Raw genomic sequence first — 19,534 nt, 5'->3', positions numbered from 1 at the left:
GGACCATGGCACAGAAAGCGCTTTCCCACCCGGCCGCGCTCATCGACGGGCGCCATCCGACCCGCTCCGTGCTGCGTCTCGTCGCCCGTCGTCCCTGGCGGCTGACGTTCGCGATCACCGCATTCGCGGTCAAGGAGATCCCCCTCTGGTCGCTGCCCGTCATCACCGCAGCGATCATCGACGTGGTGGCGAGCAAGGGCGACGTGACCGAGGTGCTGTGGTGGTTCGCCCTCGCCGCCGTGCTGCTGCTGCAGAACTACCCCAACCACATCATCTACACGCGGAACTTCATGACCGTGGTGCGAGACCTCGGGGCCGACCTCCGCAACGCCCTCACCGCGCGTCTGCAGAGCCTGTCGATCGGATACCACACGAGAGTCAGCTCCTCGATCGTGCAGACGAAGGTGGTGCGCGACGTCGAGAACGTCGAGCTCATGCTGCAGCAGGTCACCCATCCGCTGCTCTCGTCGACCATGGTCATGCTCGGCGCGCTCGGCATGACCGCGGTGACGGTGCCCCAGTTCCTCCCCGTCTACGCGCTCGCGGTGCCCATCGCCATCGGCATCCGCTACGGCATGCGCAACAGGTCGCAGCGGCGCAACGAGGTCTTCCGGCGCGAGATAGAGACGCTCTCCGCCCGCGTCGGCGAGATGGCCTCGCTGATCCCGGTGACCCGTGCTCACGGACTCGAGGAGACGGCGATCACGCGGGTCGCCGGGGGCGCAGACGGCGTGCGTCGTGCGGGGCTCGACCTCGACCTGCTCAACGGCCGCGTCGCCTCGATCTCCTGGGTCGCCATGCAGCTGCTCGGCGTCGCCTGCCTGATGCTCGCCGCCGTGTGCGCCCTGACGGGCTTCCTGCCCATCACGCCCGGCGAGGTCGTGATGCTCTCGAGCTACTTCACCCTGCTGACCGGCGGACTCACCCAGCTGCTCATGCTCATCCCGGTCGGCGCCCGGGGTCTCGAGTCCGTGCGCTCCATCGCCGAGGTGCTCCAGGAGCCGGATGTCGAGCAGAACTCCGGCAAGCAGGTCGTCTCGCGCGTCGAGGGGGAGATCGTGCTCGATGCCGCGGCGCATCGGTATGCGGATGCCGACGACGACGCGCTGGCCGCGATCGATCTGCGCATCGCGCCGGGCGAGACCGTCGCCTTCGTCGGATCGTCGGGATCGGGCAAGTCCACCCTGCTCAACCTGGTGCTCGGGTTCGTGCGCCCCACGAGCGGAAGGATCCTGCTCGACGGCCGCGACATGCAGGGGCTCGACCTGCGGACGGTGCGGCGATCGATCTCGGTGGTGCCGCAGGAATCGGTGCTGTTCGAGGGATCGATCTTCGACAACATCGCCTACGGCCTGCCTGACGTGACGCCCGATCGTGTCGAGCGCGCCCTGCGCGATGCGAACGCCTGGGAGTTCGTGAGCGCACAGCCGCACGGCTGGGACACGGTGGTCGGCGAGCGCGGTGCGCGACTGTCGGGCGGACAGCGGCAACGGCTGGCGATCGCGCGAGCGCTGGTGCGCGATCCGCGGATCCTGCTGCTCGACGAGGCCACCAGTGCTCTCGACCCCGAGTCCGAAGGGCTCGTCAAAGAGGCGCTCGAGCGGCTCATGCGCGGCCGCACGACCCTCGTGGTCGCACACCGGCTGTCGACCGTCCGGCAGGCCGACCGCATCGTCGTGCTCGAGCACGGACGCATCGTCGAACAGGGTTCCCACGACCAACTGCTCGCCGCCGACGGGCGATACGCTCGGCTGCACCTGGTGCAGAACGGCATGAGATGACAGGCACTCACCGTCCTGAGGAGGACAGATGACATCCGAGAAGACCCTGCGCGCCGTGCTGGTGGGCACCGGTTCCGTGGCGAACTCGCACGCCGAGGCGGTCGCCGCGTACCCGCATGCCGAGCTCGTCGCGGTCGCAGACCTGAGCCTCGCCAAGGCCAGTGAGTTCGCGGACCGGTACGGCATCGCGCGCGCCTACGCCGACCTCGACGAGATGCTGGCGGTCGAGCATCCCGACGTCGTGCTCATCTGCACGCCGCCCGCGCCGCATCGCGAGCAGGCGCTCGCCGCCTTCGCGGCCGGCGCGCACGTGATCGTCGAGAAACCGCCGGCTCCGTCGCTCGACGAGCTCGACGACATGCGCGCGGCCGCCGAGGCCGCAGGGCGGCAGCTCGCCGTCGTCTTCCAGCAGCGCACCGGAACCGCGGCCGCGCACGTGCGCGGCCTGCTGCAGGGCGGTGCGCTGGGGCGTCCGCTGGTCGCGGTGTGTCAGACGCTCTGGTTCCGCGGCCCCGAGTACTTCGCGGTGCCGTGGCGGGGCAGGTGGGAGACCGAGGGCGGGGGGACGACGCTCGGGCACGGCATCCACCAGATCGATCTGCTGGCGCACCTGCTGGGCGACTGGTCGTCGGTGCAGGGGCGTCTCTGGAGGCTCGATCGCGAGACCGAGACCGAAGACGTCTCGACCGCCACGATCGTGTTCGAGGCGGGTGTGGTGGCCCAGCTCATCACGAGCGCGGTGTCGCCGCGTGAGACGAGCTCGATCCGCATCGATACCCAGAAGGCGACAATCACGGTCGATCACGTGTACGGACACGGCCACGAGAACTGGCGGATCACCCCCGCGCCCGGGTTCGAGGACGAGTCGGCGGCATGGGAGTTCCCGGATGTCGAGGAGCGCAGCGCCCATGCGCCGCTGCTGCGTGACGTCTTCGATGCGCTGCGCGACGGAGCCCCGCTGCCCCCGACCGCCGACGCCCCGGCCCGCTCGCTCGAGATCGTGGCGGGCATCTACGCCTCGGCCGCCGCCGACGGAGCGGTCGTCACGCCGGAGCTGCTCGGCGCGCACCCGACGCATCGCGCCGGCTTCGCGAGCCCGGTGACCGACCTGCGCCGATGAGCGAGCTGTACCGCGACCCGGTCTACGACGGCGCCACGGATCCCCGCGTCGTCGTCGATGCATCCGGGCGATGGTGGATGTTCTACACCCAGCGGCGCGCGAGCCTGGAGGACGCGGGGCCGGGAGTCTCGTGGATCCACGGCAGCCGGATCGGGGTCGCCACCTCGGACGACGGACTCGGGTGGGAGTACGAGGGGACCCTCGAGCCGGCGGCATCCGACCTCGTGCTGGAGCCGGGACCGCCACCTGCCGAGGTGGACCGGACGCACTGGGCCCCCGAGGTGGTCTGGGACGGCGAGCGCTGGCGCATGTTCCTCACCGAGATCGACGGCATCCCCGACCGCTGGCCCGGGTTCGGGCGCACCATCGTCGAGTACACCTCCGCCGATCTGCGGCGATGGAGCAGGCGGGGGCCGCTCGCTCTGAGCAGCGACCGGGTGATCGACGCCGCGGTGGCGCGCACCCCGGACGGGGCATGGCGACTCTGGTACAAGGACGAGGCGGCGGACTCGGTGACCATGGTCGCGTCCTCGACCGACCTCGACGCATGGAGCCTCGACGGCGTCGCGATCGGCGGACGCCCGCATGAGGGGCCGACGGTGTTCGAGCTCGGCGGATCCTGGTGGATGATCGTCGACGAGTGGCGGGGGATGGGGGTGTACAGATCTGACGACGGCGTCGGCTGGACGCGCCAGGGGGATCCGGATGCGGTGATCCTCGCCTCCGCTCCCGGCAGCGCGCAGGGCAGCCACGGTGCGCACGTGCGCCACGGCGACGACCTGTGGTTCCACTTCTTCCGCACGGCGGCGGACGGGGCCGCGCACGGCGCGACGGGTGAACGACGGCGGTCCGCCGTGCACCGCGTGCGCCTCGACGTCGAGGCCGGGAACCTCGTCGTGAGAGGATCGGAGAGCGGCCGGTAATCGATGTAATCCCGCCTCGCGAATTCCCGGTTGCGAAACGTTTCAATCTGGATTAGCGTGCAGGTAAGCGTTTTCCCCGCTCGACGGAGAATGCACCCGCACCACATGGACACAGGCGTTCCGCGGCACTGCCGGACGAGGACGTTCACCAGAGAGGACAACGATGTTCAGCAAGAAGCGTCTGGCGGCCACAGCGGCCGTCGCCACCAGCGCAGCGCTGGTGCTGGCCGGCTGCGCCGGCGGCGGAGGCCCCGAAGCCGGTGCCACCTACGACCCCGACGAGAAGGTCACCCTCGACCTCGCGTTCTGGGGCAACGACGTGCGGGCCGACCTGTACAACCAGGCGATCGACGCGTTCAACGAGGAGTACCCGAACATCACGGTCAACGCGACCTTCCTCACCTTCCCGGAGTTCTGGGAGAAGCGTCAGACCGAGGCCGCCGGCGGCGGCCTCCCCGATGTCATGCAGTTCGACTACTCGTACCTGCGTCAGTACGCCGAGAACGGCCTGCTGCTCGACCTCGAGCCCTACCTCGGATCCGTCATCGACACCGAGCCGCTGTCGGAGAACATCCTCGGCATCGGCGTGGTCGACGACACGACCTACGGCATCACGACCTCGACCAACGCCTGGGCCGTCTTCACCAACCCTGTGCTCCTCGAGACCGCCGGCGTCGACGAGTTCGCCGGTGGCGACTGGGAGGACTACGACGACTGGATCACCGAGATCTCCGACGCCGGCGCCGGCCAGTACTGGGGCGGGTCGGACTGGACCGGCCGCATCCAGAACTTCGAGCTGCAGCTGCGCAGCGAGGGAAAGAACCTCTTCAACGAAGACGGCACGGCAGGGTTCGACGAGGACCGTCTGAAGGAGTTCTGGGAGTCCGGCTCCGACATCCGCGACGGTGCCGTGGTGCCGCAGCAGGTCGTCGAGGAGGTCCTCCCGCTCAGCGCCTTCGACACCGCGAAGAACGCCAGCGAGCTGACCTGGGACAACTTCGGCGCGGGGTACCTCGCCAACCTCGGCGAGAGCTACACCGAGCTCGGCATCGTCGCACCGCCCGTCACCGAGGAGGGGGCGAAGGACCTGTACCTGAAGCCCTCCATGCTGCACACGATCTCGGCCAAGACCGAGCACCCCGAGGCTGCGGCGACCCTCGTGAACTTCCTGGTGAACTCGCCGGAGGCAGGATCCATCTTCGGCACGAACCGCGGGCTTCCCGCCTCCGAGACCGCCCTCGAGGCCGCTGATCTCGACCCGATGAGCCAGGCCGTCAAGGACTACGAGGAGTCCATCGCCGACCGTCTCGGCGACGCTCCTCCCGTGCCGATCGTCGGCTACGGCACCCTCGAGGAGAAGTTCCGCGTGCTGGGCACCGAGCTGAACTTCGGCACCACGACGGTCGACGACGCGGTCACGCAGTTCTTCTCCGAGATGGACGTCGTCCTCAACCAGTGATTCCGTCGGTGGGCCGGGCGTCATCCGCCCGGCCCACCGCACCCCGCACACTTCGGAAGGAGCTGTCATGAGCACGACGGCGACGAGGACGATCGTCACGGGCAAGAAGTCCGGACGAGGGCAGGCGCTGCGCAGCGGCCGTCGCCCAGAGAACGAGCCCGCACGGCCCGGCCAGCGGTCGCGCCAGCGGCGCGAGACGGCGACCGGCTACGCGTTCCTCACCCCGTGGCTCATCGGATTCTTCGGCCTCACGGCCGTGCCGATGATCTACTCCCTGTACCTCTCCTTCACGAAGTACAACATCTTCCAGCCGCCCAAGTGGATCGGGCTGGACAACTACATCCGTCTCTTCACGAGCGACCCGAACTTCATCCAGTCGGCCCAGATCACCCTGGTCTACGTCTTCATCGGCACCCCGATCACCCTCGCCGCCGCACTCGGGGTCGCGATGCTCCTGAACTACCGCGACAAGGGCGCCGGCTTCTTCCGCTCCGCGTTCTACGCCCCCTCGCTGATCGGCGGCTCGGTCTCGGTCGCCATCGTCTGGCGCGCGATGTTCAACTCCGACGGTCCTGTCGACAGCGGTCTGCAGATCTTCGGGATCGACCTGGGCGGATGGATCGGCAATCCGGGACTCGTGCTCCCGATGATGATCCTGCTCGCCGTCTGGCAGTTCGGAGCCACGATGGTGATCTTCCTCGCCGGTCTCAAGCAGATCCCCAAGGAGCTGTACGAGGCCGCCGAGATGGACGGGGCGAACGCCTACCGGCGCTTCCGCGCGGTGACGATCCCGATGCTCTCTCCGGTGATGTTCTTCAACCTGCTGCTGGGCCTCATCGGCGCCTTCCAGGTGTTCGCCTCGGCGTACATCATCTCGAACGGCTCCGGCGGCCCCGCCGGCATGACGAACTTCATCACCGTCTACCTGTACAAGCGCGGCTTCTCCGACGGACAGATGGGGTACGCCGCCGCAATCGCCTGGGTTCTGCTGGTCGTCGTCGCGATCATCGCCCTCATCCTGTTCCGCACCCAGAGGTCGTGGGTGCACTACTCGGGAGACGACAAATGAGCACCTCCAATCAGGCCACCACCTCCGGCTCCGCGTCGACGCCGGCGTTCGCCGCGCAGCAGACGACGCCCGTCGGCCCGCCTGCCCCTCGCCGCCCCATCACGCGCAAGACCTGGCAGACGGTCATCTGGTTCGTCGGTCTGCTCCTGCTCACCGCTGTCGTGCTGTACCCGCTGCTGTGGCTGTTCCTGTCGACGTTCAAGCCGAACTCCGAGTTCGGCCAGAACCCCGGTCTGTTCCCGCAGGCGCCGACGATCGAGAACTACGGCAAGGTCATGGAGGGCATCGCGGGAGTGCCGATGTGGCGCTTCTTCCTCAACTCGCTGATCCTCGCGGTGTCCGCGGTTGTCGGCACCGTGCTCTCGTCGGCGCTCGCCGCCTACGCGTTCGCCCGCGTGCAGTTCAAGGGACTCGGCGTGCTGTTCGCGGCGATGATCGGCACACTGCTGCTGCCGTTCCACGTCGTGATCATCCCGCAGTACATCATCTTCAACCAGCTCGGATGGGTCGACACCTTCATCCCGCTGATCCTGCCGAAGTTCCTCGCCACGGAAGCGTTCTTCGTCTTCCTGCTCGTGCAGTTCATCCGCCAGATGCCGCGCGACATGGACGAGGCCGCGCGCATCGACGGTGCGGGACACCTGCGGATCTTCTGGTCGATCATCCTGCCGCTCATCAAGCCGGCGCTGATCACCTGCGCGATCTTCTCGTTCATCTGGGCGTGGAACGACTTCCTCGGGCCGCTCCTCTACCTGACGAGTCCCGAGAACTACCCGCTCCCGATCGCGCTGCGGCTCTACAACGACCAGACGTCGTCGTCGGACTACGGTGCGACGGTCACGGCCTCGTTCGTGGCGCTCGTCCCGGTGCTGCTGTTCTTCGTCGTCTTCCAGCGCTTCCTCGTCGACGGTGTCGCGACACAGGGTCTGAAGGGCTAGTCATGTCGGTCATCAGCGGAGAGCGGCGCGCACAGCGCGCCGCGACGCGCGAGGCGCGCTCCGGCGCAGGACCCACCGTCGCGGGTGTGGAACCGGGGGCCAACCCCGGTGCGACGGCGAAGTTCGGCCTGTTCGGCGAGGTGCTGACGATCGGCCTCATGATGACGATCGTCGCCCTCGGCGTCGTCACGCTGCCGATCGCGCTCGCCGCCGGCATCCGTCATCTGCGACGGTTCGTTGCGGCCGAGGACTCACGAAGCTCCCTGTTCTGGGACGACGTGCGTGCCGGCATCCTCCGATCTCTCGCGGTCGGCGTGCCGGCGGTGCTGATCGCGGCGGTGCTCACGGTCGACATCGTGCTCGCGGGGTCGGGTGCACTGCCCGGCGGAGAGGCCATTGCCGTCATCGGCTGGGCGGGTCTGCTCGTTCTCGCGGTCACCGTGCTTCTCGTGGCGGGCGAATGGTCTCCCTCGCGCGGCTGGGTCGCCGCGGTGCGCGCGGTGCCGGGTGTCGCCCGTGCAGATGTCGCGGGAGCCGCCTACATCGCCGCTGCCGCGATCTTCACCGGCGTCGTCACCTGGGCGCTCGCGCCTCTGTTCATCGCCGGAATCGGCTGCGCGGCGCTCGCTGTCGTCGCCGTGCCCGCGCGTCGCCGGCGTGGAGACAACCGCGCAGGATGAGAAGGTAGTCGTTGGCGCACGCGCAGACGGACGGAGGCACGCCATGGCGGTAGGGGTGAAAGACGTCGCGGCTGCGGCCGGCGTCTCGGTCGGCACCGTCTCGAACGTCCTGAACCAGCCGGAGCGCGTGTCGGCGAAGACCGTCGAGCGTGTGCAGCGCGTGATCCGCGAACTGGGCTTCGTGCGCAATGATGCCGCCAGGCAGCTGCGCGCCGGTCGCAGTCGCAGCATCGGACTCGTGGTGCCCGACATCGGCAACCCGTTCTTCGCCGAGGTGGTGCGCGGGGCCGAGGATCGTGCGGCGGATGCCGGCATGACCGTGCTGCTCGGCAACAGCGACGAGCGGGATGAGCGCCAGCTGGCGCATCTCGAGCTGTTCCAGGAGCAGCGGGTGAACGGCGTGCTGCTGACCCCTGCGTCGGACGACCTCTCCGCCGTGCATCGCTTCGCCGCGGGCGGGATGCCGGTCGTTCTCGTCGACCGCGAAGTGGAGGAGGGCGTGCTGCCGTCGGTCTCGGTCGACGACGTCGAGGGCGGCAGGGTGGCCGCCGAGCATCTGCTGGCTTCAGGGCGTCGCCGGTTGGCGTTCGTCGGCGGACCGCCGTCGGTGCAGCAGGTCGCCGATCGTCTGCGCGGGGTGCGCGCGGCGGTCGACACGCACCCGGACGTCACCCTCGAGGTCTTCGAGCAGTCCGCCCTCACCGTGCTGCAGGGCAGGGCCGCGGGCGAGATCATCGCCGCCCGCCCCGCCGGATCACGACCGGATGCCGTGTTCGCGGCGAACGACCTGCTTGCCGTCGGTCTGCTGCAGGCGTTCAGCTTCGGCTCCGCCATCCGCGTGCCGGAGGACATCGCGATGGTCGGCTACGACGACATCGACTTCGCCTCGGCCACCGTCGTGCCGCTGAGCTCGGTGCGGCAGCCGGCGAGACTGCTCGGCTGGACCGGCGTCGACCTGCTGCTGAAGGAGCTGGACGGCGTGGAGCACGACCGCCGCGTGCGATTCCAGCCCGAGCTCGTCGTGCGCGAGTCGAGTGCCGTCACCGACTGAGCACCGATTCGTCGCTGCCCCGTGAACCCGTTATGCTTGCAGGGTGCATCCGGTCTTCACGGAGCGGATGCCTGGAGACGTCGCATAGTCCGGCCGAGTGCACCACCCTGCTAAGGTGGAGTCCCCTCACGGGGACCAGGGGTTCAAATCCCCTCGTCTCCGCAGAAGGAATCCCCGCTCAGGCGGGGATTTTCTGTTTTCAGGCGCTGATTCCGCGGTCCTGCGCCGCGAGGGCATCCGCGAGGTACGCCGCCGTCGTGCTGTCGCTCGCCGAGGCGACGGAGCGAGCAGTGCCCTGTGCCACGACGGATCCTCCGAGGTCTCCGGCGCCGGGGCCCATGTCGATCACCCAGTCGGCCTGCGCGACGACACGCATGTCGTGCTCGACCATCACCACAGTGTTGCCGGCGTCGACGAGGTGCTGGAGGTGTACGAGCAACCGATCGGTGTCCGACGGATGCAGCCCGGAAGTGGGCTCGTCGAGCAGGTAGAGGGTGTCGCCGTGCTGGGCGCGTCGCAACTCGGACGCCAGCTTCACGCGCTGTGCCTCGCCGCCCGACAGCTCTGTCGCCGACTGCCCCAGCGGCAGGTATCCCAGTCCTACATCGAGCAAGGCATCGAGGTGTCGCGCGACATCGGCGTCATCATCGAAGAGCACGCGCGCGTCGTTCACGCTCAGGGCGAGGACATCGGCGATCGTGTGACCGTGGAGTTCGATCTCGAGGGTCTCCGGGTTGTAACGCGTGCCGCCGCACGTGCTGCACGGGGCATGGACGGTCGGGAGGAAGAGCAGCTCCACCTCGACCGTGCCCTCGCCCTTGCAGGTGGGGCATCGTCCGTTCGGCAGGTTGAATGAGAACCGGCTCGCGGCGTAGCGTCGCCGGCGTGCTTCGGGAGTCGCGGCGAACAGCGCGCGGACGCGGTCGAAGAGGCCTGTGTACGTCGCCACGTTCGATCGCGACGTGCGGCCGATCGGCTTCTGGCTGACCTGCACGACGCGCCGCACGCGGCTGGCAGGACCCGCCGCCCGCCCCGTCGTCTGGGCTGCCGGCGCGGAGAACAGCGGATCGGCGGTCGTGCTGCTCTTCTCGCCGTTCGACGCGTCGACCGTCGAGCCGTCGACCTCGCTCGACAGGCTCTTCTGCAGCAGATCGGGCAGAGCCTGGGTCACCAGGGAGGACTTGCCCGAGCCGGAGACGCCGGTGACGGCGGTGAGGCAGCCGAGGGGGATCGACACCGACACACTGCGGAGGTTGTTCCGCGAGACGTCGGTGAGCACGAGCTCGCCGTCGGGCTCGCGGGAGGCGGGCCTCGGCGCCGGCGGCTGCGCGGCGCGCAGGTCGTCGGCGAACAGATAGCGCCGGGTCTGGGAGCGCTCCACCTCGCGGAGACCGTCGATCGGGCCGGAATAGACGATCTCGCCACCGGTGGCCCCCGCACCGGGGCCGATGTCGACGATCCAGTCCGCATGCCGGATCACGTCGAGCGAGTGCTCGACGAAGAAGACCGTGTTGCCGGAGTCCCGGAGAGAGCGGAGGATGCGCACGAGCGCCTCGCCGTCGGCGGGGTGGAGGCCGGCAGAGGGCTCGTCGAGCACGAACATGACCCCGAACAGCTGGGAGAGCACCTGGGTGGCGAGCCGCATGCGCTGCAGCTCGCCGGAGGAGAGGGTGGGCGTCGATCGATCCAGCGAGAGGTAGCCCAGGCCGAGCTCGATGATGGGCGAGACCCGGTCGCGCAGCTCGTCGACCAGCCGCTGCGCCGCGAGCTGCTTCTCGGGTGCGAGTGCCCGGCCCTCGGCGCCGCCGGCATCCGACCCGCTGTCGGAGGGGGCGAGTGCCGTCTCGAGAAGCGCCGAGAGATCGGCGAGCGGCAGCGCGGCCATCTCGGTGATGTCGAGACCGGCGAACGTCACGGCGAGCGCCTCGGGCTTCAGTCGACGTCCCTCGCACAGCGGGCAGCGTACGCTGACCATGTAGCTCGCCGCCTTCTCGCGCATCTTCGCGCTCTTCGAGTGGGCGAACGTGTTGAGCACGTACTGCTTCACGCCGACGAACGTGCTCATGTACGACGGTTCGACCCCGGCGGCGACGGCCTTGCGCACCTGTGCAGGACCGCGGTCGGTGAACACCGGCACCTGAGGGGACTCCTCGGTGTACAGCACCCACCGACGCTGCTCCTCGGGCAGATCGCGCCAGGGGATGTCGATGTCATAGCCGAGGGAGATCAGGCTGTCGATGAGCTGCTTGCCGTGCCACGCTCGCGGCCAGGCGTCGAGGGCACGGTCGCGGATCGACAACGACTCGTCGGGGACCATGAGGTGCAGGGGCACGTCGTACACCTGCCCGATGCCGTGGCATCGCGGGCATGCGCCCTGGACGGTGTTCGCCGAGAAGTCCTCGGCGAACAGGGGCTCCGCGCCGGGCGGGTACGTGCCGACGCGCGAGAACAGCATGCGCACCACATTGCCGATCGAGGTGGCGCTGCCGACGGTCGATCGAGCGCTGCCGGCGGTGCGCTGCTGGGGGAGGGCGACCGCCGGGGGCAGCCCGCCGATGGCGTCGACGTCGGGGATGTCGACCTGGCTCATCAGGCGCCGCGCGTAGGGCGCCACGGACTCGAAGTAGCGTCGCTGGGCTTCGGCGTAGAGGGTGCCGAACGCGAGGGAGCTCTTCCCGGAGCCGGAGACGCCCGTGAAGGCGACGAGGGCGTCGCGGGGTATCGCGACGTCGACATCGCGAAGGTTGTGCACACGTGCTCCGGTCACGACGATCGCGTTCGACGTGCCGGAGAGCTTCGACGGTGGGGTCCCGCCCATCATGGACCTCTTCTCGTATCCCGCGCAGGGCGGGGGTGGATGCGACGATCGCCGACTCCGCGCCACGTTACCCCGACCGTCCGACTTCGTCGGCGTCCTTGACAGCGGGGAGCGGACCCCGCCCGCACCGGCGTCTCGAGGATTGCGGAGTATGGCACCCCGGTCTGCTCGGGTCTTTCGGGAAGCGCTATCCTGAAGCCCTTCCTCTCGCCTCGCCTAGGAGCATCCTCCATGCCCATCGCCGCTGATGACCCCCGCCTCACCTCCGTCTACGAGGCCGCATCCACCCGCTACACGGACGTGCCCTTCCAGCGCGCGGGCGCGAGCGGCGTGCAGCTCCCGAAGGTCTCGCTCGGCCTCTGGCAGAACTTCGGACGAGACCGCACCTTCGACAGCCAGCGGCAGATAGTGCTGCACGCGTTCGACCGGGGCGTCGTGCACATCGACCTCGCGAACAACTACGGCCCGCCGTACGGATCGGCCGAGTCGACGTTCGGATCGGTGCTCGCCAGCGGTCTCGCCCGTTACCGTGACGAGCTGTTCGTGACGACCAAGGCCGGCTACGACATGTGGCCGGGGCCCTTCGGCGACGGCGGATCGCGCAAGTACCTCGTGCGATCGCTCGAGCAGAGCCTGCAGCGCATGAACACCGACTACGTGGACGTGTTCTACTCGCATCGGCCCGATCCCGAGACTCCGCTCGAGGAGACGACGACGGCCCTCGCCGACATCGTCCGCAGCGGCAAGGCGCTGTACGTCGGCATCTCGAACTACCCGGCCGAGCTCGCCCGCCGCGCCTACGAACTGCTCGCCGAGCAGGGCGTGACGCTGCTGCTGCACCAGCCCCGCTACTCGCTGTTCGACCGCACGCCCGAGGCCGAACTGTTCCCGGCGCTGCGTGAGCTGAACGTCGGCAGCGCGGTCTTCTCTCCGCTCGCACAGGGCCTGCTGACGGCGAAGTACATCGACGGCGACGTGCCCGCCGACTCACGGGCGGCGAGCAGTCACTTCCTGAACGGGTCGGCGCTCACCGACGACTACCTCGAGCGCATCCGCGGGATCGACCGCATCGCGAAGGATGCGGGGCTCTCGATCCCACAGCTCGCCATCGCCTGGGTGCTTCGCGATCCGGTGGTCACCACGGCGATCATCGGCGCCTCCCGCACCGGACAGATCGACGATGCGGTCGCGGCAAGCCGCGTGGAGCTCTCCGCCGAGGTCGTCGCCGCACTCGAGGAGTTCGCGGCCGCGCCCGGCACCGCCGTCGTCTGACGGCACGCCCGCGGGGCGCGATCCCGCCCCCGCGGGCGGGTGCCTCGCTAGAGTCGATCGCATGAGTGCGACGAAGGTGTTGTTCATCGGCGGAACCGGGATCATCTCGTCGGCGGCGAGTGCGCTGGCCGCCTCACGCGGCATGGAGGTCACGCTGCTCAATCGGGGCACGTCGCGTCGCGACCCCGCGGAGGGCGTCGAGGTGCTCACGGCCGACATCGAGGATGCCGCGGCCGTCGACGCGGCGCTGGCCGGACGGGAGTTCGACGTCGTCGCCGACATGATCGCGTTCACCCCCGAGCAGGTGCAGCGTGACATCGACCGGTTCGAGGGGCGCACCGGTCAGTACGTGTTCATCAGCTCCGCGTCCGCCTACCAGAAGCCGGTGGCCCGCCTGCCGATCACGGAGTCCACACCGCTGCGCAACCCGCACTGGCAGTACTCACGCGACAAGATCGCCTGCGAGGATCTGCTCACGACCGCCTATCGGGACCGCGCCTTCCCCGTCACGGTGCTGCGCCCCTCGCACACGTACGACAAGTGGACGATCCCCGCGTTCGGCGGCTGGACCGCGATCGACCGCATCCGCCGTGGCGAGGAGATCATCGTGCACGGCGACGGGACATCGCTGTGGACCCTCACCCACGCGAGCGATTTCGCGGTCGGGTTCGCGGGACTGCTCGGCAACCCGCTCGCCTACGGGGACACCTTCCAGATCACGAGCGACTTCGTCTACACCTGGAACGAGATCTACGGGATCCTCGGGCGCGCGGCCGGTGCCGAGCCGCGGATCCGGTATGCCACCAGCGCGGCGATCGAAGCCGCGGCCCCCGAGCGCGCGGGGCAGCTCTCCGGCGACATGGCCCACTCGGTGGTCTTCGACAACACGAAGATCCGCCGCATCGTGCCCGACTTCGCCCCGGTCGTGGCGCTGCACACCGCGGCGCGCGAGATCATCGACTGGCATGACGCGCACCCTGAACTGCAGCGCGTAGACCCCGCCCTGAACGCGCTGTTCGACCGGCTCCTGGCCTGACGCCAGGCGTCTGACGTCTGGCCTGACGCCTGGCCTCCGGCTCAGGCGGCGGACATCACCGCGAGGACGTTGCCGGCCGGGTCGCGGAACCAGGCGATGTCGGGCCCGCGCCCCGGTCCGCCCCGCATGATGCCCTTCGGGTCGCTGTCGAACTCGGAATCGTCGTAGATCTTCGTCGCCACGCCACGTCCGTTGAGGTCGTCGACGGCGGCATCGATGTCGTCGACGGGGAAGTTCAGGATCGTGAAGCTCGCCGGAGTGTGGTCGGGCTTCGCGTAGACGAGGATCGATCCGCCGTCGGGAAGACGGATGTCGAGGAACCCCATCGCGTTGGTCTCGACCCGGAGTCCGAGGACGTCGCCGTAGAACGAGCGGGCGGCATCGATGTCGTCGACGCTGAACCCGCTGAATGCCCGTGTGGTCTGGAATGCGCTCATGCGTTCAGCATGCGCCGCCGCACCGCGCATGTCCAGGGTGTGCGGGTGCGCTCTCTACGCGGTGAATACGAGAATCTCATTACTTCCACGTGGAGGTTTCTGGTACTCTGGCCGCGGGCGATTCCTCCGTCCACTCGCACAATCAAGGAAGGTCAACGTGGCCCTGCCAGAAGCATCTGTTCAGCTGTACACACTCGCCGCGGAGTTCTCCGCCGACATGGGCGGCTCGCTCGACAAGCTCGCCGCCATCGGACTGCGCAACGTCGAGGCGTTCGACTTCGTGCGCCGTCCCGATGAGATCCGCGCGGCCCTCGACGCCTCCGGCCTCGTCTCGCCCACCGGCCACGCACCGCTGCTCTCGGACGAGCTGTGGACGCCGGACGGATCGATCCCGACCCCCGCGCCCGAGGTCGTCTTCGAGGCCGCGGCCAAGGTCGGCATCAAGACCGTGATCGACCCGTTCGTGGTTCCCGAACGCTGGTTCACGCTCGAGGGCGTCACCGACATCGCCGAGCGCCTGAACGCGCTGGTCGAGACCGCCGCGACCTTCGGCCTCGAGGTCGGGTACCACAACCACGCCCAGGAGTTCGTCGAGGAGTTCGACGGGCAGACGGCCTACGAGCGCTTCGTCGCGCTGACCGACGAGCGCGTCGTGCTCGAGCTCGACCTGTACTGGGCGCTCGTGGGCGAGCAGGACGTGACCGCGCTGGTCTCGCGCCTCGGCGACCGCCTCGTCGCCGCGCACGTCAAGGACGGCGTCGCGCCGGCCAGCAACCCGTTCGCACCCGGTGCCGCGGAGTTCGGCTCGGCGAGCCTCGACCAGCGTCACGCGGGCACGGGCGACGTGCCCCTCGCGGACTCGCTGCGCGCGGCATCCGACCTGAAGTACGCCATCATCGAATACGACAACGCCCCGGGTGACGTCTTCGCCGACATCGCCGCGAGCTACTCGTTCCTCATCGAGGGCGGGTTCGCACGATGAGCGCGGTCGGCATCGGCATCATCGGCCTCGGTGTCATCAGCGACACCTACCTCGAGAACCTGTCGTCGTTCCCCGACGTCGAGGTGCTCGTCGTCGGCGACCTGCTGGTCGACCGCGCCGAGGCGCAGGCGACGAAGTACGGGGTGCCGTCGTTCGGCACCGCCGACGACGTCCTCGCCCACCCCGGCGTCGATCTGGTCATCAACCTGACGATCCCCGCCGTGCACATCGAGGTCTCCCGCGCCGCGATCGCCGCAGGCAAGCACGTCTGGACGGAGAAGCCCCTCGGGCTCGACCGCGACGGCGCTGCCGAGCTGCTGCGCGAGGCCGACGCCGCGGGCCTGCGGATCGGCTCCGCCCCCGACACGCTGCTCGGCCCGGGCTTCCAGGCCGCTCGTCGTGCGATCGAGAGCGGAGTCATCGGCCGCCCGCTGTTCGCCCAGACCACGTTCCAGACCCAGGGACCCGATCTGTGGCACCCGAGTCCTGCCTTCCTCTTCGCGGAGGGTGCGGGGCCGCTGCTCGACATGGGGCCGTACTACTTCTCGGCCCTCGTGAGCCTGCTCGGCCCCGTCGACCGCATCGCGGCCGTCGGATCGAAGGCCCGCGAAGAGCGCGAGATCCACGCGGGTCCGAACGCGGGAACCACGTTCCCGGTCGAGGTGCCCTCGACGATCCAGATCGTGACGGCCTTCGAAGGCGGCGCGCAGGCGCAGAGCCTGCTGAGCTTCGACTCCGCTCTCGAGCGCCACGGCATCGTCGAGATCCACGGCACCGAGGGCACGATCGTGATCCCCGATCCGAACCAGTTCGCCGGTCGCATCGCATACGTCAAGCCGCTCGGTGTGATCCGCGACGGCATGTCATTCGAGCAGGAGTGGATCGAGATCGAGCATGACGACGTGCAGGTCGGACGCGGCATCGGCGCGCTCGACATGGCGCGCGCGATCGCCGAGGGGCGTCCGCACGTCGCTTCGGGTGAACTCGGCTTCCATGTGCTCGACATCCTGCTCTCGGCGCAGGAGTCGGCCGCAACAGGCCAGACGATCGTGGTCGAGAGCACGGTCACACCGGTTCCGCTGCTCCCCGAGGGCTTCGACCCGTTCGCGGCGACGCTCTAGTCGGCTCGTCCTCTGCACCGACCGCGCCCCCGTCGACACTGCGTCGACGGGGGCGCGGTCCGTCCGGCCCGCCCGGCCGCAGGATCGGGGGTGCGTCGCCGGCGGTGCTCGTCGCCGGGTGTGCCTATCGGCGCTGGTCGCCGGCGAGCAGGTTGTCGAGCATCTCGAGAGCGGCCTCATGGTCGACCGACGGGTCGAGGAGCCATTGCGTCTGCAGTCCGTCGGAGGCCGCGATGACGAGGGCCGCGACGAGCGCGGGGTCGAGGTCGTCGCGCAGCTGTCCGGTGGACTGCAGCAGACGCACCCGCTCGGTGAGCTCGACGCGGAGTCGACCGAATCGCTGGGTCGCGAACTCGTGGGCCGGGGAGCCCTCCTCCTCGAGTGCTGTGGCGACGAGCGTGGAGTACAGCTGGATCAGGCCGGGGATGCTGCGGTTCTCCTCGGCGGAGACGCGCATCATCAGCGCAGGGCTCACATCCGCCGGCGTCTCGGGGTGCTCGGAGTCGGAGCGGCGCTCGTGCTCGCGGTAGACGGCCACGAGCAGGTCTTCGAGAGAGCCGAAGTAGTGGGTGAGGGCGGCATGCGTCACGCCGACCTCCTGAGCGATCGCGCGCAGGCTGGTCTTCTTCGCCCCGCGTTTCGCGAACACCTCGATCGACTTGTCGAGGATCTCCTGACGCCGCGCGATGCCCTTCGCGTAGCTCCCTCGCGGTCCCGACGATCGGGGTGTCGGATCGGTCATCCTCCGATGATAGCGAGGGCGCGCCGAAAACCTCCGATTGGAGGTTATTCAGCGGCCGTACAGCTCAGGGGTGCACCTGATTGACGAGCTCGTCACCCGCCTGCAGTCGGGCGATGTTCTCATCGACCAGGTCCGCGGCGCCGACCGGGCGGTTGCCGGCGACGTGCGGGGTGAGCAGGAGGTTCGGTGCCTCCCACAGCGGATCGGATGCCGGCAGCGGCTCGGCCTTCGCGACGTCGATCGCCGCCGCCCGCAGCTGCCCCGACTCGAGGGCGGCGATGAGGGCGGTCTCGTCGACCGTCGCCCCGCGCCCGACGTTCACGAACACGGCACCGCGCTTCAGCGTCCCGAAGATCTCGGCATCGAACAGGTCGGCGGTGGCGTCGGTGGCGGGGAGGATCGACACCAGAACGTCGGTCTCGGCGAGGAGCGCCGCCGCGTCGGCATCCGCGTGCACCTCGAAGCCCGCTCGGCGTCCGGCCGTGCGGGCGATGCCCTCGACCTGGGCTCCGAGCGCTGCGAGCAGCGGGGCGAGGGTCGAGGCGATCGAGCCGAACCCCCAGATCGTGACGCGGGCGCCGTCGAGGGTGTGGTGTGCGCGCGTCGCTGACGCGGCCTGCTCCTGGTTGAACGCGTCATCCCAACGGTGCTCATGCTGCGCGTCGCGAAGACGGTCGATCCGGCGCACGGCGCTCAGGATCAGCGCGAGCGCGTGCTCGGCGACCGGGCCGTCGTGCAGAGAGCGCCCCGAGCAGATGCGCACCTCGGGGGCGAACCCGGCGTTCAGCACCGCATCGGCGCCGGAGGCGAGCGCCTGCACGAGACGCACCCGCGGCAGGGATCCGGCCGCGTTCTGCAGCCAGGAGGCGGAGTTGCCCCAGACGACGAGCATCTCGGCATCGCGATGCTCGTCGGGGATGTCGGCGGCCGTGTCGTAGACGACGGCGTCGACATCGGCCGTCAGCGGCAGTTCGATGGTGTTCGGGATCAGGATCTTCATGGGTGCCTCCGTGTTCGCGATCAGGACTGGGGGGATTCGGTCGACTCGCGCCAGACGACGGTGAGCAGGCGCTCCGGTTTCTGCGGCGGATCCTCCCCGCGCACCGCCGCGATGAGACGGTGCATCGAGTAGGCGCCGAGCCGCTCACGATCCTGCGCGACGCTCGTCAGCGACGGGACGAGGAACGCACTCTGCAGGTGGTCGTCCCACCCCGTCACGGCCACGTCGTCGGGCAGGCGCCAGCCGCGACGGACGGCTGCGCGGATGGCTCCGGTGGCGAGGAGGTCGTTCGCGGCGATCACGGCGAGCGGCGGCGCGTCGTCGGGCAGCGCGGCGATCGCCTCCGCGCCGGCCGCCGCGCTCCAGTCGTTCGCCACGATGCCGAGCGAGTGGAGGCCCAGGCGGGTGGTCGTCTCGACATACGTCTCCCGCCGAGCGCGCGCGGAGGGGAACTCCTCGGCGCCGGCGAGGTGCAGGAAGCGCCGATGGCCCTGCGCCGCCAGGTGCGTGATCATCTCGGTGATGGGACGCGCGTCGGTGAACTCCCCTGTCATGTGCATGGCCTCGTCGAACTCGCCCACCGGCAGCACGACGGGCCCGCCCTCGGCGGTGACGACGGCGGGCAGGGGAGTGAACGAGAGGATCCCCTCGTACTGGCCCGAGTCCACCACGTCGCTCAGCCGTTCGCCTCGGCCGGGCTCCTCGTCGGGCAGGCTGACGACCTCGACCACGTACCCCGCGTCGCGGGCCGCCGCGATGGCTCCCGAGAGCAGCGTCAGCGGGTTCATCGTCGCGATCGGCACCACCACGGCGAGGCGACCGGTGCGCTGGGTGCGCATCGACCGTGCGGCGAGATTCGGCCGGTAGTGCAGCTCGGCGGCGGCGCGCAGCACCCGGTCGCGTGTCGCCTCGGAGATGCCCGAGCGGCCGGTGAACACCATCGACACCGTCGACTGCGAGACCCCGGCGCGATGCGCGACGTCGTGGCTGGTCGGTCGCCGATCCATGCAGCCGTCCTTCCGGGGTTGACGTGTCCGGGGTGTCCCTCGATAGTATCTACTACGTCTTAGTAATACGTAGTAACAGCTCAACGAGGAGTCGCGTC

Annotated in this window: 17 protein-coding genes and 1 tRNA gene; 13 read left to right on the top strand and 5 right to left on the bottom strand. The window is 69.3% G+C overall.

Annotation, left to right across the window (positions count from 1 at the left end):
- The first annotated feature begins 5 nt into the window (after positions 1 to 5).
- From FQ142_RS14480 to FQ142_RS14440, 9 genes are all read left to right on the top strand, one after another.
- A complete protein-coding gene (locus FQ142_RS14480) occupies positions 6 to 1,781 on the top strand; it encodes an ABC transporter ATP-binding protein (protein ID WP_149423858.1) in 1,776 nt (591 codons plus the stop codon).
- Between the two features lie 28 nt (positions 1,782 to 1,809).
- Positions 1,810 to 2,901, top strand: a complete 1,092-nt coding sequence (locus FQ142_RS14475; RefSeq protein ID WP_149423857.1) for a Gfo/Idh/MocA family protein — start codon at positions 1,810 to 1,812, stop codon at positions 2,899 to 2,901.
- Entirely contained in the window at positions 2,898 to 3,824 is a 927-nt protein-coding gene (locus FQ142_RS14470) for a hypothetical protein (protein ID WP_253385470.1), read from the top strand. Before FQ142_RS14475 ends, FQ142_RS14470 begins: the two co-directional genes overlap by 4 nt.
- 163 nt (positions 3,825 to 3,987) lie before the next feature.
- Positions 3,988 to 5,283 carry an ABC transporter substrate-binding protein gene (locus tag FQ142_RS14465; RefSeq protein WP_149423856.1) on the top strand — a complete coding sequence of 432 codons (1,296 nt, stop codon included), beginning with the start codon at positions 3,988 to 3,990 and terminating at the stop codon, positions 5,281 to 5,283.
- Between the two features lie 67 nt (positions 5,284 to 5,350).
- The gene (locus FQ142_RS14460; RefSeq protein WP_045254825.1) at positions 5,351 to 6,352 is read left to right on the top strand and encodes a carbohydrate ABC transporter permease; all 1,002 of its coding nucleotides are present in this window, start codon (positions 5,351 to 5,353) and stop codon (positions 6,350 to 6,352) included.
- Positions 6,349 to 7,290, top strand: a complete 942-nt coding sequence (locus FQ142_RS14455) for a carbohydrate ABC transporter permease (protein WP_056412949.1) — start codon at positions 6,349 to 6,351, stop codon at positions 7,288 to 7,290. The genes FQ142_RS14460 and FQ142_RS14455 overlap by 4 nt, the downstream gene beginning before the upstream one ends.
- A 2-nt stretch (positions 7,291 to 7,292) precedes the next feature.
- Positions 7,293 to 7,970, top strand: coding sequence for a hypothetical protein (locus tag FQ142_RS14450; RefSeq protein WP_149423855.1), 678 nt, complete (start codon positions 7,293 to 7,295; stop codon positions 7,968 to 7,970).
- Between the two features lie 43 nt (positions 7,971 to 8,013).
- Entirely contained in the window at positions 8,014 to 9,021 is a 1,008-nt protein-coding gene (locus tag FQ142_RS14445) for a LacI family DNA-binding transcriptional regulator (protein WP_188042415.1), read from the top strand.
- 73 nt (positions 9,022 to 9,094) lie between these two features.
- Positions 9,095 to 9,183, top strand: a tRNA-Ser gene (locus FQ142_RS14440).
- Positions 9,184 to 9,220: 37 nt separating this feature from the next.
- Here the strand turns inward: FQ142_RS14440 and FQ142_RS14435 are convergent.
- Positions 9,221 to 11,842, bottom strand: a complete 2,622-nt coding sequence (locus tag FQ142_RS14435; protein ID WP_188042414.1) for an excinuclease ABC subunit UvrA — start codon at positions 11,840 to 11,842, stop codon at positions 9,221 to 9,223.
- Between the two features lie 228 nt (positions 11,843 to 12,070).
- Here FQ142_RS14435 and FQ142_RS14430 point away from each other — a divergent pair, with 228 nt between their 5' ends.
- The gene (locus tag FQ142_RS14430; protein ID WP_149423854.1) at positions 12,071 to 13,111 is read left to right on the top strand and encodes an aldo/keto reductase; all 1,041 of its coding nucleotides are present in this window, start codon (positions 12,071 to 12,073) and stop codon (positions 13,109 to 13,111) included.
- 61 nt (positions 13,112 to 13,172) lie between these two features.
- The gene (locus FQ142_RS14425) at positions 13,173 to 14,147 is read left to right on the top strand and encodes an NAD-dependent epimerase/dehydratase family protein (RefSeq protein WP_149423853.1); all 975 of its coding nucleotides are present in this window, start codon (positions 13,173 to 13,175) and stop codon (positions 14,145 to 14,147) included.
- 41 nt (positions 14,148 to 14,188) lie between these two features.
- Here FQ142_RS14425 and FQ142_RS14420 read toward each other — a convergent pair whose 3' ends face one another.
- The gene (locus tag FQ142_RS14420; protein ID WP_149423852.1) at positions 14,189 to 14,584 is read right to left on the bottom strand and encodes a VOC family protein; all 396 of its coding nucleotides are present in this window, start codon (positions 14,582 to 14,584) and stop codon (positions 14,189 to 14,191) included.
- A 157-nt stretch (positions 14,585 to 14,741) separates the two neighbouring features.
- On the opposite strand from FQ142_RS14420, the gene FQ142_RS14415 reads away from it, so the two are divergent.
- Positions 14,742 to 15,566 (top strand): sugar phosphate isomerase/epimerase family protein, encoded by an 825-nt coding sequence (locus FQ142_RS14415; RefSeq protein ID WP_056412932.1) that lies wholly within the window; start codon positions 14,742 to 14,744, stop codon positions 15,564 to 15,566.
- Positions 15,563 to 16,687 carry a Gfo/Idh/MocA family protein gene (locus tag FQ142_RS14410; protein WP_149423851.1) on the top strand — a complete coding sequence of 375 codons (1,125 nt, stop codon included), beginning with the start codon at positions 15,563 to 15,565 and terminating at the stop codon, positions 16,685 to 16,687. Before FQ142_RS14415 ends, FQ142_RS14410 begins: the two co-directional genes overlap by 4 nt.
- 124 nt (positions 16,688 to 16,811) lie before the next feature.
- Here FQ142_RS14410 and FQ142_RS14405 read toward each other — a convergent pair whose 3' ends face one another.
- The 3 genes from FQ142_RS14405 to FQ142_RS14395 all read right to left on the bottom strand — a co-directional run bounded on the left by FQ142_RS14405 (position 16,812) and on the right by FQ142_RS14395 (position 19,436).
- Complete coding sequence (locus FQ142_RS14405) at positions 16,812 to 17,429, bottom strand: TetR/AcrR family transcriptional regulator (protein WP_149423850.1); 618 nt, start codon at positions 17,427 to 17,429, stop codon at positions 16,812 to 16,814.
- Positions 17,430 to 17,493: 64 nt separating this feature from the next.
- Positions 17,494 to 18,429, bottom strand: a complete 936-nt coding sequence (locus FQ142_RS14400; protein ID WP_149423849.1) for an NAD(P)-dependent oxidoreductase — start codon at positions 18,427 to 18,429, stop codon at positions 17,494 to 17,496.
- A 20-nt stretch (positions 18,430 to 18,449) separates the two neighbouring features.
- Positions 18,450 to 19,436, bottom strand: coding sequence for a LacI family DNA-binding transcriptional regulator (locus tag FQ142_RS14395; RefSeq protein WP_149423848.1), 987 nt, complete (start codon positions 19,434 to 19,436; stop codon positions 18,450 to 18,452).
- Positions 19,437 to 19,534: the final 98 nt, after the last annotated feature.

The organism is Microbacterium sp. ANT_H45B (genome assembly GCF_008369345.1).
GTDB lineage: Bacteria > Actinomycetota > Actinomycetes > Actinomycetales > Microbacteriaceae > Microbacterium.
Note: the sequence above shows the minus strand (reverse complement) of the source record. Positions and strands in the feature narration are given on the sequence as shown.

What these genes read in the sequence shown, in the direction of transcription:
- FQ142_RS14480 (WP_149423858.1), top strand. Translation starts at nt 6, where the DNA reads ATGGCACAGAAAGCGCTTTCCCACCCGGCCGCGCTCATCGACGGGCGC.
- FQ142_RS14475 (WP_149423857.1), top strand. Translation starts at nt 1,810, where the DNA reads ATGACATCCGAGAAGACCCTGCGCGCCGTGCTGGTGGGCACCGGTTCC.
- FQ142_RS14470 (WP_253385470.1), top strand. Translation starts at nt 2,898, where the DNA reads ATGAGCGAGCTGTACCGCGACCCGGTCTACGACGGCGCCACGGATCCC.
- FQ142_RS14465 (WP_149423856.1), top strand. Translation starts at nt 3,988, where the DNA reads ATGTTCAGCAAGAAGCGTCTGGCGGCCACAGCGGCCGTCGCCACCAGC.
- FQ142_RS14460 (WP_045254825.1), top strand. Translation starts at nt 5,351, where the DNA reads ATGAGCACGACGGCGACGAGGACGATCGTCACGGGCAAGAAGTCCGGA.
- FQ142_RS14455 (WP_056412949.1), top strand. Translation starts at nt 6,349, where the DNA reads ATGAGCACCTCCAATCAGGCCACCACCTCCGGCTCCGCGTCGACGCCG.
- FQ142_RS14450 (WP_149423855.1), top strand. Translation starts at nt 7,293, where the DNA reads ATGTCGGTCATCAGCGGAGAGCGGCGCGCACAGCGCGCCGCGACGCGC.
- FQ142_RS14445 (WP_188042415.1), top strand. Translation starts at nt 8,014, where the DNA reads ATGGCGGTAGGGGTGAAAGACGTCGCGGCTGCGGCCGGCGTCTCGGTC.
- FQ142_RS14435 (WP_188042414.1), bottom strand. Translation starts at nt 11,842, where the DNA reads ATGATGGGCGGGACCCCACCGTCGAAGCTCTCCGGCACGTCGAACGCG.
- FQ142_RS14430 (WP_149423854.1), top strand. Translation starts at nt 12,071, where the DNA reads ATGCCCATCGCCGCTGATGACCCCCGCCTCACCTCCGTCTACGAGGCC.
- FQ142_RS14425 (WP_149423853.1), top strand. Translation starts at nt 13,173, where the DNA reads ATGAGTGCGACGAAGGTGTTGTTCATCGGCGGAACCGGGATCATCTCG.
- FQ142_RS14420 (WP_149423852.1), bottom strand. Translation starts at nt 14,584, where the DNA reads ATGAGCGCATTCCAGACCACACGGGCATTCAGCGGGTTCAGCGTCGAC.
- FQ142_RS14410 (WP_149423851.1), top strand. Translation starts at nt 15,563, where the DNA reads ATGAGCGCGGTCGGCATCGGCATCATCGGCCTCGGTGTCATCAGCGAC.
- FQ142_RS14405 (WP_149423850.1), bottom strand. Translation starts at nt 17,429, where the DNA reads ATGACCGATCCGACACCCCGATCGTCGGGACCGCGAGGGAGCTACGCG.
- FQ142_RS14400 (WP_149423849.1), bottom strand. Translation starts at nt 18,429, where the DNA reads ATGAAGATCCTGATCCCGAACACCATCGAACTGCCGCTGACGGCCGAT.
- FQ142_RS14395 (WP_149423848.1), bottom strand. Translation starts at nt 19,436, where the DNA reads ATGGATCGGCGACCGACCAGCCACGACGTCGCGCATCGCGCCGGGGTC.